The organism is Paenibacillus stellifer (genome assembly GCF_000758685.1).
Lineage (GTDB): Bacteria > Bacillota > Bacilli > Paenibacillales > Paenibacillaceae > Paenibacillus_AQ > Paenibacillus_AQ stellifer.
This window is the reverse complement of the sequence record NZ_CP009286.1, coordinates 3,902,577-3,917,545: the sequence shown is the minus strand read 5'-3', so window position 1 is coordinate 3,917,545 and position 14,969 is coordinate 3,902,577. Positions and strand designations below refer to the sequence as shown.

The window sequence follows — 14,969 nt, the reverse complement described above, 5'->3', positions numbered from 1 at the left end:
TCGAATTTTTGTCGAATGTGCGTAATAGGACAATGACTTTTGCCCATAAATCTTCTATAGTGTCCATAGCAGGGCTGCGGTTATGCGCCGGCTTCGAAGGGAGACATTAGACGATGAAGATATCCGTATTCTACGATCATGCACTGACTGCAAGCGGACAGACGGGACTTTCCATTCAAGAGGTGCTGAAACAGGTGAAGGCGTATGGGATTGAGGGTGTCGAGCTGGACTTCGATCAGGCAAGCGCCGATCCGGAAGCGATCCGAAGCACTCTTCAGGAAGCGGGCTTGACAGCTGCTTGTGTGTACGGTTTTTTCGATTTTGGAGAACAGCCCCAGACCGAGCGTGCGCACCGCTTCATTGAGACGGCTGCATTCCTGGGAGCGGACAAGGTACTGGCCATTCCCGGATTTATCGAAGAATCTGCCGGAGCGGAAGAACGGAGCCAGGCGCTGCAACGGATGAGCGAAGGTCTGCGTGACATGTGCCGGTACGCATCGGACCGGGGCATAACAGTGACAATGGAGGATTTCGATGACAGCCGGGCGCCGTTCTCGACGTCAGCCGAGCTGTTGTGGTTCCTGGAGCAGGTTCCGGAGCTGGGCTGCACCTTCGATACGGGGAATTTCAAATACCGGGGCGAGGATGAACTATCGGCTTACGAGCAGCTTAAGAACCGAATCGTTCATGTTCATTGCAAAGACCGCTCGCTGGACAATCCCGAGGCGGGCGCGCCCAAGATTGCGGCAGACGGCACTCCGCTGTATCCCTCTCCGATGGGCTCGGGCTGCATCCCAATTGCAGAGATTGTCGGCAAGCTTGTCAAAAGCGGATATGACGGCGTCTACGCCATTGAGCATTTCGACGCTTCCAATCAGCTGCTGTTCATGAAACGGTCGGCAGACTGGCTGCGTTCCGTGCTCGAAACGCCAAACGCATAAGGTACGGAAACGCCAAAAAAATGGTTTGCGTCTTTTCAAGAACCATGCTATGATATCTCTTGTCGCGCTACGCGGCGCTACTAAGCATCATCCCTTGCCGGGGTGGCGGAATTGGCAGACGCACAGGACTTAAAATCCTGCGGTAGGTGACTACCGTACCGGTTCGATCCCGGTCCTCGGCATCCTAGTAATTTCAACACACAGAACCACGACGATAATACTCCTTTTCGGTCTTGTTTACCACAAGTTCAGAAAAGGAGTTTTTGTTATGGTCAGAGTTAAGCTAAATTCTCCAGCCGCATCCCTGCACTGGGCCGGAAAGTGAAGCCCAGCATCACGGCTCCAGCCGAACCTCGCTCACTGCTCACCCCCGGCTCCAGTCGGACCCGCCAGATACCAGGGGATAGCCCATTCACTCACAGATCCAATACAGGCACCATGCTGTCTAACCAGTTCAGCTGGCTGTCAATCATGAACCGGACGGTCCAATGCTCTTCCGAGGTATACCAGTTGTGAAATCCAGTTATGCTGTTGTACAAAAGTTCAATCGACTCCGCAGACTTCAGCTCAATGACATCATTCAGCAGCTGCATGAAATGGTCCGGCTTCGCTTCGGCTTTCTCCAGCTCTTTGAGCAGCCATTTGTAGGAGGGGAACAAAATTTCATTATAAGCCAGGATCAGTCTTCCGGCGAACATGATGTAATTGGTGCGGGAATAGTCCATCAACAGCTGGTTGTTTCTTTTTTATCCTTCGTAGTAGTACCACTTCCACGTTTCGAACTGGGCATAGAATTTCTGGATATTCTCCTCTTTCTTATCCAGCGGATAGCTGGATGCAGCCCGGATCAGCTCCTCCAGACCATCAACCTTGGAATAAGCGGCAAAAGCATCCTTGAACGCAAACTTTGCAGGCTCGCTTCCAGACTCCGCGACCTTGCGGATATAGTCCACCGACACACATTTGCCGTCCACATAGCCGCCCTCATAAGGAGTGGACTCTGTTTCAAAATAACCGAGATCTCCTGTCTTTATCGCCTGCTGATAAGCTTCGTCGCTGAGTACAATCATAATATCAACATCCGAGGTTTCGCTGGCATATCCATGTGCAATCGACCCTCCAATGATGACCCCAACCACTTCTTCCCTGGCCCCCAGCTTGCCGGCAATAGCTTCAATAGCCTTTTGATGGTGTCGATACATTATGTTTAAGCCTCCTATCGTGAAAATGATGAATAGTTAATAAATATGTTTATTATGTAATATAAATATTAACTATACTAAGGGTATCATAACACAGGCGGCTTATGCTGGATACCAAAAAATCCCTCTAGGAATGCTATATTTTAAGTAGAAAATATTAATGTTCAGGAGGTCATTTTATGGAAGAACCAACGCGAATTATTTTATGGGATTTTGATGGCACGCTTGCTTATAAACCCGGTCTATGGAGCGGCACTTTAATGAAAGTCCTGGATATGTATGTGCCTGATCATAAGATCAACATTTCACAGATTAAGCCGTACCTTCAAAAGGGTTTTCCTTGGCATAAATCGGATGAATCCCATCATCATTTATCAACGCCAGAATCATGGTGGTTACAAGTAGAAGGCGTGATTGCTAACGCTTATCGAGCGGTTGGCGTTTCCCAAGAATTATCCGGCGAATTAGCCAGGTTAGTTCATCAACATGTGATTCTTTCCAATCATGTGCCTGAACTGCCACAAATCGTTGAGCAGCTTGGATTGAATCAACTGATATGGAATTGCATTTCTTCTGCAGCGATTGGGTACAAAAAACCTCATCCAGAAGCATTCAAAATAGCACTTTCTGCATTTAACAACTTATCATCAGTGTGGATGGTAGGCGATAGCCTAGAAGCGGATGTATTCGGTGCCCAAAAGATGAATATTCCTGCAATTCTCGTACATAGTGCCCATTCAGAAGACGTTAAATATTATGCAAGTACGTTGAACGACGTTATAACAATTATAGAAGATCAAACAGGGGCGCCACATGCTGGATGAGCTGAGTACATGAAGCTGCGCAACGAAAAGAGGGTGGTTCCTCAGTCATCACGATGACTTTTGGAACACCCTCATACAGGATCGACGGCAGCTTAGATTGAAAGCCGCTTACTCGATATGTGCAGCTAAAGCTTACGGTCGGCAATGCGGCGGTAGTTGTCGGTGACAGCCAGCGGGATGCTGTCTTTTAGGTAGAAGCTGTCTTTGGCCTTCCAGGTATGGCTGCCTTTATTTTTTCTACGCATATAGACATAGTTATACACTGAGGTAGCGTACGCGCGGTAACCCTTCTTTTTGCATCTTTGCAGAAAGTCAACATCCTCCCCTACGGAACGGTCAGAGAATAGCACCTGCTTCGCAACCGGTCTCCGGAATAACACCGTTCCTCCTTGTATAAAAATGACCGGCTTACGCTGTTCCTTGGGTGACCGGATAATGAGCTGACGGGTCGATTCCAGGTATACCAGGCAGGCGTGCTTGCCGATAATATCGCTTTTGGTCCGGTTCAGCTCTTTGACCTGTTCCTTCAAGTAGTAAGGTGAGTAATAGTCATCATCGTCGAACTTGGCAATCAGCGGATACCGCGCTTTGGCAATACCGCAGTTCAGGCATTGGCCGAGCGAGATTTTCTCCGGCACCTTATAGATTGAGATATCCCGATAGGCCCGGACCTTCTTCCGATAGCGCTCCAGATTCATACTGTCTTTGATCAGAATGATAATCAGCTCTTTGCTCTTCATCTGCTGGGTCCGGTAATTGGAGATCATATTTGCGAAGAATCGGGGACGGTTTGTACACACGATGATCGAAACCCCAGCGGTATTCGCTGTTTTTCCCAAAGCACTCGCTCCTCTCCTGCCATTCATTCAGCATATGAGCGTATTGCCGCCGCCCGTCCGGGCTAAGCGGATCTGCAAGCAATAAAAAAAATAGGTTTCAGCATGCCAGCCGATTTCAGTCTTGGACAGCATCTGAACGCTACTGACATAACGCTGTCAGCAGCGTTGTTTTATGATGGGAAAGGATTATCGGAATCTACAGTCCTCAACAACGGAGGGACCTATATGTTAACAGCAGGCATCCAGTATAGGGAGAAATGGCTTGGTCATTCAAAGCTTGATTTTTTGGTCGGGGATACGTATCTGGAAGTGAAGACGCCGTTGCAGAATCTGATGGTAGACTATCCGGCTCATGTCAAAAGAAAGAAAGTGACACCTTTTCATTCAACCGAACGTTTTGTGAAGCATATCAATGAGCTCGCTGACAGCTTGGAGACGCATCAACGGGCCATTCTGTTATCTTGCTTTATTTATTCCTGTCCCAGCTACAAAATCCCTTTGAATGCTTCTAACACCGCTTATGTCAAAGAGGAGGTACAGCGCTGCATACGGAAAGGGATCGAGATTTGGCAGGTGAATTTCAATATAAGCCCGGAGGGAGTCGTCCTGCAAGGATACACGAATACGACAGCAAACTTCTTGGAGGGTGGGTCTGCGTTGTGGGGACGATGAGTGATCTTTATAGCTCCCCCGCGTTTCTCCTTGGGAAAAATGGCGAGCACAACGTTCATGAGCAGCGGCATGATAATTCCCGCACCTGCTGCCTGGACGAGGCGTCCAATGAGCAGCAGTTCAAAGCCCGGAGCGACGCTCGACAGAATGGACCCCACAAGAAAGGCAAGCATGGCCGACAGAAACAGCTCGCGGGTCGTAAAGCGCTGCATGAGATAGGCCGTCAAGGGGATAAAGACTCCATTGACCAGCATGTAGCCGGTTGTCAGCCATAGGGCAGTTGTTGCGGCAATGTTAAAAGCCGAGATCAGCTCTGGAATCGCCACGCTCATAATAGTCTGATTCAGCACTGTAATAAACGCACCCAGAATCATGATGAAGAGAAGGGGCCCTTTTGTCCAAGCAAATCTTGCGTCGCTTTCCACAGCTTCTTCTGCATCGAGGGATCTCCGCCGGGAGAGACAGGGGTGAGGGACTTGCCTGTTCCGACGTTAAAATACCCTCCCGTCTCCTGCTGATATTTCGGCTCCACGGCTAAGCGGGTGATAATCTCCGTCCCTCTGCGCGGATCACCGATATGAAGGAACTTGAGAATTCGTTCCAGAACGGAAGCGAATTTAAGCTCGCGTCCAAGTCCGGTCACATTGAATCCGGGATTCAGCGCATTCACGCTGATTCCGGTTCCCGACCATTGCCGTGCGAGCTCAGCGGTGAACATGATATTGAGCAGCTTGGTTTTGCCATAGATGGCGGATGAGCCACGGGCAGTGAAGGGTGCGGTGTCGGTTAAATCCTCCGGAAGCTTCAGGGTGCCATGGTTGCGGGACGCTTCGGAAGCGACATTGACCACTCTGGCTTGGCCCGCGTTCTGTAAGGATGGCTTCAGCGCTTGGGTCAACAGCCACGGGGCCAAATAATTGACCGCGATCATCTCGGGAAATCCTTCGGAGGTGGCGCGGGACTCAAATGCATGGATTCCGGCATTATTGACGAGCACGTCGATTCTGGGATAGGCGGCAGCGATTTCGACACCGACCCGTTTAACATCCTTCATTAAGGAGAGATCTCCGAAAAAGAAATCGACGTTCACCTGAGCACCGCTCTCTACTATCTTGGTTCTGGTTTCGTTCGCGCGCTCTTTGCTTCTTGCGGTCAGAACGAGGTTATACCCGCGCTTGGCGAGTTCAATGGCAGTAAGCTGACCCAGTCCGCTGGTGGCTCCTGTTATGACAATGGTAGATGTAATAGGCAATTTCATTCTCCTTTATGTGATACAATAATGTGATACTATGAATGTAATTGATATATGTCCACTATATCGATATGATGGATATATGTCAACTAAATTGTGGCGATATGATTATCAAGAGAAAGGTTGAATATGCAATGAAGTATAATCACAGCACAAGCGATCCGGGAGAGCAGCCGGAGATCAACGATCCGAGAGGACAGCTGGAGATTAAGCTGGGCGAGCAGCTGAACGCGCTCTTAAGCGCTTCGCATGCGCTCAATGTCAGAGCTGCGGCGCGGTTCGATTCTACCTTACAAGCCGCTGCCTTCCATATTGTCCGGTGGCTGTATTCGTATGGGCCGACAAGCGCCGCCGCACTGGCGGAATCTACCGCGATGGACCGGAGTGCGGTCAGCCGTCTCGTCAAGCAGCTGGAGGCCCTGGGCTATGTGAGAAAGGATGCATCTCCCGACGATGGCAGGGGAGTCGTTCTTTCCCTTACCGAGCCCGGGCAGCAGCGAATGATCGGGGCACTCAAGGAAAAAGAATCTACTTTTTTCGATCGAATCTCCAGCTGGAGCGATGCCGAGCTTCAGGATTTCATCCGGATGCTCCGGCATTTTAACGGCTTCAACTAGATGATCAGCCAAGCTCCCAACGTCTCCCGTTAATCGGAAGAGACGTTTTATTTTTGCGGAATGCGCCTCTCGTAACTGCATGTTTGCGATTCTTTTGCTACAATGGGATATGGCTTAGGAAAGCGGCATCATGCAGGTTCCTTTATCGGGAAAAGCGGCGGGGCATCTTTTTCTCTTTTGTGCAAACGTTTGCTCTAATGTGGTCTATTCTAATGTGATCTGCTCATATCTGGTCTGCCCTGATCTGATGCGATAACTTAGCCAAAATCCGAAAATTGACGGAGGGAAATGATGAATACGGAACATAAACAACTGAACCGGCACATCCTGGACGAAATGAAGCGGTTTGTACCGGTCGAGGCCAATCGCGGCGTTTCATTTACCAACAAGGAAGCGGCCTATTACTATACCCAATCTCATGTCAATGATCATGTGGAGCACGCGGAGTTCGAGGGCCTCAATCTGTACAAGCGCAAAATCTTCGGCGGCTATGAGCTGTGGGCGGACGGGCTGAAGCTGGACAATCGGCAGGCCGAGGTTTGGGTATATCCCTACAAGCTGGAGCGCAAGCATGGAGCTTTGACTGAGGAACTGTGGATGTTCGATTATGTTAACGTTCTGGAGATCAGCCTTGAGGGCGCACGGGATAGCATCGGGATTCGGCTTAAAGGCGACAAGGTCCGATTGAAGAAGGAAGAGGACGGGCTTGCTTTTTTCACAGCGGCGGTAGGGGATTGGGTCATTGCTGTCGGTTCGGCAAGCGGTCTGCCGGTGGATGTCCAGGAGGAAATCGTGAGCTCCGGCGGAGCGGCGGGAGGTTTCTATATCGCGGCGGCCAAGACCGCAGAGGAAGCGGCAGGGCTGATCCAGGAAATACGGAGAACCGGTGATGTTTTGAAAAAAGAACGGGTGCGGCGCATGGCAACCTTTTTGAGCGAAAATGCCTATCTGGAAGGCGGTGGAGATTCGTTTGCCCTGGCCCTGAACTGGCTGCATATTACAATGGATCAATTGGTGACCCGCCAGCAGGGTGACGGAATCTATGCGGGGCTTCCCTGGTTTAATGAATATTGGGGCCGGGACCAGTTCATCTCCCTTCCGGGAGCGGTGCTGGTAACGGGGCAGTTCGAGACGGCCCGCAATATTTTGCTGTCTTTTGCCAAATACCAGAATACCGACGAGACCTCCCGCTACTTCGGCAGAGTTCCGAATATTCTCGCGCCGGAAAATATCGATTACCATACGACCGACGGGACACCGCGCTTTATTATCCAGCTTCAGGATTACGTCAAATATTCGGGCGACACAGCCGTTATCCCCGAGCTGTATCCTGCAGTGATGAATAGCATTGAGGGTTCGATTCGGAACTGGACGGACGACAAGGGCTATCTGCTTCATGACGACAACGAGACCTGGATGGACGCCCGTGATTCCGAACTGAAATCCTACTCGCCCCGCGATACCCGGGCAAATGACATTCAGGCGCTGTGGTATCACCAATTGCTGGCGGGAGTCTACTTTGCTGAGTACATGAACGATTCGGAGTCCGCGTCCCGGTGGAGCGGCATTGCCGACAGGCTGAAGCAGCATTTTGAACAGGACTATCGGGCTGTGGAGCATGACTATCTGGCCGACCGCCTCGACAAGGACGATCAGCCGGAATTCTCGATTCGTCCCAACCAGCTGTTCGCACTCGATATGATCGGGGACCGTGATTTCATCGACCGTTCCGTCCGGACGGCCTGGGAGGAGCTGGTCTATCCGTGGGGGACGGCTTCCCTCGACCGGCATCATCCTTTCTTCCATCCGTACCATTTGACCGAGGAATATCACAAGGATGAAGCCTACCACAACGGCGCGGTCTGGCTCTGGCTGAACGGCATCGCGATGCAGCGGATGATCGAAGCCGGGCAGGAGGAAACGGCATACGAATTGTTCAAAAATATGAACAATCAAGCGCTGAACCTGGGCGTGGTCGGAGGCCTGTGCGAGAATATGGACGCTTACCCGCGCGAAGGACAGAGCTGGGCCAAGCTGACGGGCGCGTACCTTCAGGCCTGGTCCAATGCCGAGCAGCTGCGGGTATGGTATCAATATTTTCTCGGAATCCGGCCGGACATGATCAACCGCACCCTGGCGCTGGCGCCCCGGCTTCCCCGCGAAATCGAAGGCTTGCAGACACTGGTCAAGGTGGGCGATGGAAGCATCGGCTTCGTCTATGAGCCCGGTCAGGAAGCGCAGACCTACACCTACTCATTCAATGGCATCGACCTCTCGGCAGTTATCGATATCGCACCTTTTGAGGTGCTGCGTCTTAACGTAACAGCAGGCTCCAAACTGTCGATTACCCGGACAGAGCTTGAGCTGACGGCAGAGCTGACGGATGGATCGGGTTCGATCGTGCAGAAGCTGAAGAGCTTGCCTTCTTCGGAGCGGTTGAAGCGGCAGCAGGACGAGCGGCGGGCTTTTGAAGGGGTGAAGTTTGCGGAGCCGCTGTCGGGGAAGGTGCATCCGGTTATTGAGGGGCGGAGGAAGTAGCATAGGGTGTAGGAGTTGTGGACTTATTACAAAGGCTGGGTGGAGTTAGCAGAGACATAGGAGTTCAAATCCTGCATTAGGTGACTACCGTACGGGTTCGATCCCGGTCCTCGGCAGTACCAGTGAAAACCTTGAGAAATCAAGGTTTTTTGTTTTGGATTAAAAAATGTAATTTATAGTTGTGGCGCTTATAGCACACTGGGTCGCCCCTTCGTTCACTGAGTTTTATCAGGAAAAGCACTTATCTTGTGCGCCAATTCCTCTTGCCCAGTTAAGACCTCGACCATAATGCCCGCCCCGAGGCGAAAGCCGTAGGTGAAGATTGAGGCTAATTCCATGTCATGAGTTTGACCATATAAGTCCAGTAACTTTTCAAGCTCGCGGAACTCTTCTTCAGTAAGTCGTTCTTTCCAAACCTTTATAGTTTCAGATGTTTTTTGGATTAACTGCTCATATTGCGGGTCATTTGAGATGGCTTGCTCATCGGGATGTAAACTGCCATGATACAGCTGTTTATACCTTTTTGTAGAGTATACTACGTGGATTTGGTTAGTGGGACAACTAGATAATGAAACTAAAAAGAGGTATATCCTTGAAATCGGAAGAAGTATTTGGAGAAGTGCTTAGAACAATCCGGAAGAAGCAAAAGATGAGCCAGGAAAAACTGGCCTTCCAAAGTAACCTTGACCGTACTTACATATCCATGCTGGAACGTGGCGTGCACCAGCCAACTCAAAATTCTTTGCTTGCTCTTGCTAAAGCTTTGAACATGAAGGCATCGGAGTTGGTGGAGCTTGTGGAGGAAAAAATTGATGAAAGTAAATAAAATGACTATGCCGTGATTTGGTGTAGTCATTTTTTATCAAGAAGTGAGTACAACAGTGGCTCAATAATCAGAGAACTAAATTCTGATTCAAGTATGTTGAAAACGTCATTGGGACTGGACTACAGAAATACTAATTCTCGACAATTCATTTAAATAAATGAGTTACAAGAGAATTGATATTGACCACTTGTAAATTATTCCATATAATATATTGCAAATATATGGTATTTAAGGAGTGGTTACATTTGGATGGAACTATAATATTAAATGAACCAGAAGAGATTGATACCCTTGCAAAAATGATCAAAATGGCCTATGCTTTTGATAATTGGGAGAAAGTACTAACTTTATCCAACAAATTACTTAATGCCGCAAATAAAATTCTTCTTACTGAGACAAAACATCTTGTAAAACTGGATAGACATATAGCCTATTATTTTGGCTATAGTTATCTAATGAAAGGATTGGCATTTCAAAAAGTCGAAAAATACCCAAACTCTTTTGAATGCATAGCTCATTATTCAAATCTGGAGTGGCTAGATGACGAAACTGAGGAATGCAAAAAGATCATATATGATTTTAGATCTTTCGCAGTAGCCAATACTTTAACACTAGAAATTTTGAACGGAAACAAAAATAAACTGAAGGATTATGTTACATTCCTTGAAGAAAATCCTGATCAAATCTTATCGGGACTCAACACAATCCTTGAATCATCACTTGCTTTTTCATATTCTGTAGACGAGGAACTTGCTTCTCTAATGCGTCACATTAAAGATCCGAGCCACTATGAAGAACAAGTTATCTCTGCAAAATATTTGTCGCTTTATTATTTATTAGCTTGCTACAAATACACAAACGGTATATGTAATGAAGCTGTGGATTTAATACTACATACTATGATTCAGGCTGATAAAAAAAATAATGATAGCTATTTCAAAAAATCGGTGGCATTGTTTGAAGTACTCAAGCCTAACGCATCAGACTCACAACTAAGTGAGTACTCAATAATTCTCAATAATATTTTCAAAGGAGAAGATGAGTATGAAAAAAGCACTTATTCTAGGAGTCATTTTATTAAGTCTACTAAGTAGTAATACATTGGCTTTTTCTTCAGTTGTGTCTGACAACTCAAATATCACCCCCCTTAACCATGGAGCAGAATATTAAAATAATGGGCGAACTATTTTATACATAGTTCGCTCTTTATTTTGATAAAATTTGACTTTCATGTATTCTTTCTAGAGCCTGTATGCAAACTATGACCCCATAAAATGGGTAAATCATAGGTATGATGAATCGATATGAAATCCGTGACGACCAATGGGAAGCCATTAAGGACCTGCTACCGCCGGAGAGAAAACCACAAGGAGGGAGACCCCCGAAAGACCATCGTCAAATGCTAAATGCCATGCTGTGGGTAGCACGGTCAGGTTCCCCCTGGCGGGATTTACCTGAATATTTCGGCTCTTGGTCTACCGTTTACAGCCGGTTTCGTCGCTGGCAGATCGCCGGTATTTGGGACCGTATTCTGGAGCATGTTTCCGCAGAGCCCGACGAGGAAAGCGTCATGATCGATACCACGATTGTCCGTGTCCATCAGCATGGATCGGGCGCAAAAGGGGGGGCCTCAAGCAAGCCATTGGGCGGTCCCGGGGCGGATTAACCACCAAAATCCACGCAGTCGTTGACGCGCTGGGCAACCCACTGCGCTTTGTGCTGACCGGAGGCCATTGTCATGACTCCGTAACCGGTTATGAGATATTGAAACAAATGGACTTAACAAAAAGGCAAGTGTTGGCCGACCGGGCGTACGATACCAACCGAATCCTCCGTCTCTTGGAAGAACAGACTGCACCCTGTGTGATTCCAAGTAAGAAAAATCGTCGGAAGCCTCTGGAATGGGACCGTGAGATGAGATCTACAAGGAGCGTCATCTGATCGAGTGCTTTTTCAATAAACTCAAACACTATCGTCGACTAGCCACTCGCTATGATAAGCTGGCGTGTACCTTTATGGCTTTTTTTGTCCCTGGCTTCCATTATGATATGACTTGCTTAGGTTTGCATACACACCCTAGTACTGTTAAGGCTGCAAGAGAATTAGATGATGCTATTATTGAAGCTATAAATGAACAAATACCTTTGAAAGCAAAACGTACAAGCCTCCTGCACATCACCTGGCCTAGCCAGAAAACGTACAGGAGGCTTTCGCTGTTCTCTTTCCGAAATCCGGCTAATCTCACCTAATCCGGGGCATCCCCACCCCAATCACCACTCAAACACCCCATTCACATCCAAAAACTCCCCGTTATGGCGTTTCCCATCCGTTGCATATCCTACAATTATCGCCGCACCGGCGTCTTTGGATTTACCGCCTTCTGCATTGCCGTTCAAATCCGTTGAGGTGAAACCGGGGGTTACGGCGAAGACCTGGGCTTTGCTGTCCTGGAGTTCAAGCGCCATCGCAACCGTCATTGCGTTATTGGCTGTCTTCGATGAATTGTAGTCGAACGCATTCAAGGCATGCTCGAAATTCTGCATATAGTTCAGCGATCCCATATCGGTGGATACATTCACGATCGTTCCTTCATTCTTCTTAATTAAAGGGAACAGCCGTTGGTTCAAGCGGAACGTGCCGAAGAAATTGACTTCAAACGCGTTCCGCAAATGTTCCTCCCGGGTATCGCTGAATGAGCCTGAGAAAGCTCCTGGCATACCGGCATTGTTAATGAGCAGCGTAAGCTCCGGATAGCGGTTTTGAATGGTGTCTGCGGCTTGTTCGATGCTTGCCCGATCGGTCATATCAATCTGCACAAACTCCGCACTAAGCCCTTGATTTCTTAATTCGGAAGCGGCTGCTTCGCCTCGTTCAATACTGCGTGCTCCAAGTACAACGGTCCAACCTGCCTCGCCCAGCTGTCTTGCGATTTCATATCCAATTCCTTTGTTAGCACCGGTTACGAATGCGATTTTGTTCATGTGTGGCCCTTCTTTCATTAAAGTATGTTCGGTTAACAATTCATAGCTTACTATGCTACACTTAGTGCAGGTCAACCATGAATTTAGGGGATGATGATGATTTTTACAATTGGTCAGGTTGCGAAAAAAGTTGGCATTAATATCGGAGCGATTCGTTTCTATGAACGCAAGGGCCTTCTCGACACGGTGGTCCGCAACGAGCAAAATATCCGCCTGTATACGGATTATGAAATTAATTGGCTCATATTCCTGAAATGTCTGCGTGAGACGGGGATGAGTGTGGAAGAAATCAAGAAATATCATGACATGGTCAAGGCCGGAACCGCTACGCTGCCGGATCGAATTCAGCTCATTCAGAAGCAGAAGCAGACTCTTCTGGATGATATAGAAATGAAAAAAGCTCAGCTCGTCCACCTGGAGCATAAGCTTGAACGTTATTACCGGGGTGAGAATTATTGACCGGGAAATACTCATCATGTGTTGGGCTAATAGATGGCTGTGAGCCGTATTTTTCGAATCCGCAAAGCGCAAAGGTGGTGATGGATTGTGAACAAGGCTACGAAAATCTCTTTAATCGTAATTGCGGCTATCTTTGTGTTAATGGCGCTGGTCGGGGTACTAAGTTATTATTCAGCCTGAAGAAGCTGTTGACAGATTGAAAGATAATGTATATTGTAGATACATGAAGTCCGCGATTAGGGGGTGAAGAGCATGAAATATTCCAAAGCGACGAATTATGCGCTGCATACGATGCTGTTCCTGGTGGCCGCAGCTTCGGATAAGCCGATCGGGGTGCAGCAGCTGGCGGAGAGGCAGGATGTATCTCCAACCTATCTGTCCAAAATCCTGACCAAGCTGGTGAAGGCGGGACTCATCGAATCCGCGTCCGGCGCGAACGGCGGGTACAGGGTGAAGCGGAACAAGGAAGACGTTTCGTTCCTGGATGTCATCCATGCCATTGAAGGCACGGCCTCCTTGTTCGACTGCACATTGAATCATCCAACCGAATGTCTGATTCAGAGGGAAATGGTGGAGGCGGAGCAGCGGATGGAAGAGTATTTGCGCAGTAGAAAGCTGGCCGATCTAGCCGCCAAAATGACGGGAAGGTAAGCATCGGCCCGTTATTTTTGGATTAATTATAGATATAATAAGTCTTTTAAATCTTTGATTGACCCGGAGTTAATCCGGCACTTAATTCTCAAGGAGAGAGGAATGAACGAGATGAGTAATGATCTTTTTAATGAAGAGGTATGGGAGAAGGCGTGGAAGGAAGACCCGCACAGCATGGCCAATCGGATGAAGCGGTCGGGGGTTGATATGACCCGCAGCTTCGACGACAAGGCGGAGGTGTTCAACCGGGAAGTGTTCAGTGACGCGGGAAGACACCGGAGCGAGCGGATTATCGGGTGGATCGAAGGGCAGGGCGTCGAGTTCGACGGAATGTCGGTGCTGGATGTCGGGGCGGCCTCGGGTGGGTTCTCCGTTCCTTTTGCCGAGCGCGGCGCCAGAGTAACGGCGGTTGAGCCAAATGTTCCGTTGGCGAAGCTGTTCAAAGCCAATACGGAGCCGCTTAACCGGGAGCAGGAGCGGGTGAGCCTTGTCCATGAGGCTTTTGAGGATATTGATCTGGCCCAAAAAGGTTGGCAGCAAGCCTTCGACCTGGTGTTCGTCTCCATGTGTCCGGTCGTTACGGACTGGGATAGTGTGGAGCGGTTGCTTGGCTGCGCACGCCAATTTTGCTATATTAGCACGATGGCGGGCGATCGAGAACACAGTCTGGTGAACGAGGTGCTTCCGCTGTTGGGTGGACAGAAGAATATGAACGGGCCTTCGGACATGGCCTATCTCCTGCATCTGCTCTACCTGAAAGGGTATGCCTATGAGTCCATTGTTACCCGGGAGATGAAGACGGTGGAGCTGTCCCCGGATGATGCTGTCATTGAAGTTATGGAGATGCTGAAGCATCACCGAGTGGAGGCGAATGCGACTGCCCGGAAGGTCGTAACGGATTACGTACGCAGCACCTACGGCGACGGGCCGGTAACGGTCAGCCAGGGCGGGCGGTTCGGCAAGGTGTTCATTCGGCTGCAGGATCAGAATATGTACACAAGGAAGAGTGTGACCGGGAACAATGTGAAAGGGTAGAGCATGAACGGGTTGAGCGTGAACTAGTAGAGTGTGAACGAATAGAGCATGAAAGGGTAGAGCATGAACGGGTAGTACGTGAACGAGGAGACTGGAACCGGGAAGACCGGGAAGATTCCAATCAAACAATCA

16 protein-coding genes, 1 tRNA gene and 2 pseudogenes are annotated in these 14,969 nt (G+C 48.9%); 12 read left to right on the top strand and 7 right to left on the bottom strand.

Annotated features, from left to right (window positions below; all coding sequences use genetic code 11):
• Window positions 1-113: 113 nt before the first annotated feature.
• On the top strand, window positions 114-941 hold the full coding sequence (locus tag PSTEL_RS18175) for a sugar phosphate isomerase/epimerase family protein (RefSeq protein WP_038697491.1): 828 nt from the start codon (window positions 114-116) through the stop codon (window positions 939-941).
• A gap of 96 nt (window positions 942-1,037) precedes the next feature.
• Window positions 1,038-1,123 (top strand) — tRNA-Leu (locus PSTEL_RS18170).
• Between the two features lie 234 nt (window positions 1,124-1,357).
• Here the strand turns inward: PSTEL_RS18170 and PSTEL_RS18165 are convergent.
• Window positions 1,358-1,669: a hypothetical protein gene (locus PSTEL_RS18165; protein WP_169744602.1), complete on the bottom strand. Its 312-nt coding sequence runs from the start codon at window positions 1,667-1,669 to the stop codon at window positions 1,358-1,360.
• A gap of 18 nt (window positions 1,670-1,687) precedes the next feature.
• Window positions 1,688-2,143 (bottom strand): nucleotidyltransferase domain-containing protein, encoded by a 456-nt coding sequence (locus PSTEL_RS18160; protein ID WP_038697487.1) that lies wholly within the window; start codon window positions 2,141-2,143, stop codon window positions 1,688-1,690.
• A gap of 179 nt (window positions 2,144-2,322) precedes the next feature.
• Between PSTEL_RS18160 and PSTEL_RS18155 the strand changes: the two genes are divergently transcribed.
• Window positions 2,323-2,967, top strand: coding sequence for an HAD family hydrolase (locus PSTEL_RS18155; RefSeq protein ID WP_038697485.1), 645 nt, complete (start codon window positions 2,323-2,325; stop codon window positions 2,965-2,967).
• Between the two features lie 125 nt (window positions 2,968-3,092).
• On the opposite strand, the gene PSTEL_RS18150 is transcribed toward PSTEL_RS18155, so the two are convergent.
• A complete protein-coding gene (locus tag PSTEL_RS18150) occupies window positions 3,093-3,833 on the bottom strand; it encodes a glycosyltransferase family 2 protein (protein ID WP_156995906.1) in 741 nt (246 codons plus the stop codon).
• 75 nt (window positions 3,834-3,908) lie between these two features.
• Here PSTEL_RS18150 and PSTEL_RS27155 point away from each other — a divergent pair, with 75 nt between their 5' ends.
• Window positions 3,909-4,478: a DNA/RNA nuclease SfsA gene (locus PSTEL_RS27155; RefSeq protein ID WP_084065157.1), complete on the top strand. Its 570-nt coding sequence runs from the start codon at window positions 3,909-3,911 to the stop codon at window positions 4,476-4,478.
• 8 nt (window positions 4,479-4,486) lie between these two features.
• Here PSTEL_RS27155 and PSTEL_RS18145 read toward each other — a convergent pair.
• Window positions 4,487-4,852 (bottom strand): annotated as a pseudogene (locus PSTEL_RS18145) (MFS transporter); the annotation flags it as partial.
• Complete coding sequence (locus PSTEL_RS18140; protein WP_156995905.1) at window positions 4,849-5,730, bottom strand: SDR family NAD(P)-dependent oxidoreductase; 882 nt, start codon at window positions 5,728-5,730, stop codon at window positions 4,849-4,851. The gene PSTEL_RS18140 and the pseudogene PSTEL_RS18145, both read right to left, overlap by 4 nt.
• Before the next feature lie 134 nt (window positions 5,731-5,864).
• Between PSTEL_RS18140 and PSTEL_RS18135 the strand changes: the two genes are divergently transcribed.
• Window positions 5,865-6,347 carry a MarR family winged helix-turn-helix transcriptional regulator gene (locus tag PSTEL_RS18135; RefSeq protein ID WP_052099272.1) on the top strand — a complete coding sequence of 161 codons (483 nt, stop codon included), beginning with the start codon at window positions 5,865-5,867 and terminating at the stop codon, window positions 6,345-6,347.
• Between the two features lie 288 nt (window positions 6,348-6,635).
• Window positions 6,636-8,885, top strand: a complete 2,250-nt coding sequence (locus tag PSTEL_RS18130) for an amylo-alpha-1,6-glucosidase (RefSeq protein WP_084065155.1) — start codon at window positions 6,636-6,638, stop codon at window positions 8,883-8,885.
• A 215-nt stretch (window positions 8,886-9,100) separates the two neighbouring features.
• Here PSTEL_RS18130 and PSTEL_RS28845 read toward each other — a convergent pair whose 3' ends face one another.
• Window positions 9,101-9,394 carry a DUF6809 family protein gene (locus PSTEL_RS28845; protein WP_342666581.1) on the bottom strand — a complete coding sequence of 98 codons (294 nt, stop codon included), beginning with the start codon at window positions 9,392-9,394 and terminating at the stop codon, window positions 9,101-9,103.
• 83 nt (window positions 9,395-9,477) lie between these two features.
• Between PSTEL_RS28845 and PSTEL_RS18125 the strand changes: the two genes are divergently transcribed.
• The 3 genes and pseudogenes from PSTEL_RS18125 to PSTEL_RS27145 all read left to right on the top strand — a co-directional run.
• Window positions 9,478-9,711: a helix-turn-helix domain-containing protein gene (locus PSTEL_RS18125; protein WP_038697478.1), complete on the top strand. Its 234-nt coding sequence runs from the start codon at window positions 9,478-9,480 to the stop codon at window positions 9,709-9,711.
• A 245-nt stretch (window positions 9,712-9,956) separates the two neighbouring features.
• Window positions 9,957-10,805: a hypothetical protein gene (locus PSTEL_RS18120; RefSeq protein WP_038697477.1), complete on the top strand. Its 849-nt coding sequence runs from the start codon at window positions 9,957-9,959 to the stop codon at window positions 10,803-10,805.
• Between the two features lie 200 nt (window positions 10,806-11,005).
• Window positions 11,006-11,732 (top strand): annotated as a pseudogene (locus tag PSTEL_RS27145) (IS5 family transposase); the annotation flags it as partial.
• Between the two features lie 249 nt (window positions 11,733-11,981).
• Here PSTEL_RS27145 and PSTEL_RS18110 read toward each other — a convergent pair.
• On the bottom strand, window positions 11,982-12,692 hold the full coding sequence (locus PSTEL_RS18110; protein ID WP_038697474.1) for an SDR family NAD(P)-dependent oxidoreductase: 711 nt from the start codon (window positions 12,690-12,692) through the stop codon (window positions 11,982-11,984).
• A gap of 90 nt (window positions 12,693-12,782) precedes the next feature.
• Here PSTEL_RS18110 and PSTEL_RS18105 point away from each other — a divergent pair, with 90 nt between their 5' ends.
• The 3 genes from PSTEL_RS18105 (at window position 12,783) to PSTEL_RS18095 (ending at window position 14,837) form a co-directional block, all read left to right on the top strand.
• Window positions 12,783-13,151, top strand: a complete 369-nt coding sequence (locus tag PSTEL_RS18105; protein WP_245624980.1) for a MerR family transcriptional regulator — start codon at window positions 12,783-12,785, stop codon at window positions 13,149-13,151.
• Between the two features lie 252 nt (window positions 13,152-13,403).
• Window positions 13,404-13,802 (top strand): Rrf2 family transcriptional regulator, encoded by a 399-nt coding sequence (locus tag PSTEL_RS18100; RefSeq protein ID WP_038697472.1) that lies wholly within the window; start codon window positions 13,404-13,406, stop codon window positions 13,800-13,802.
• 111 nt (window positions 13,803-13,913) lie between these two features.
• Complete coding sequence (locus PSTEL_RS18095) at window positions 13,914-14,837, top strand: class I SAM-dependent methyltransferase (protein ID WP_038701210.1); 924 nt, start codon at window positions 13,914-13,916, stop codon at window positions 14,835-14,837.
• Window positions 14,838-14,969: the final 132 nt, after the last annotated feature.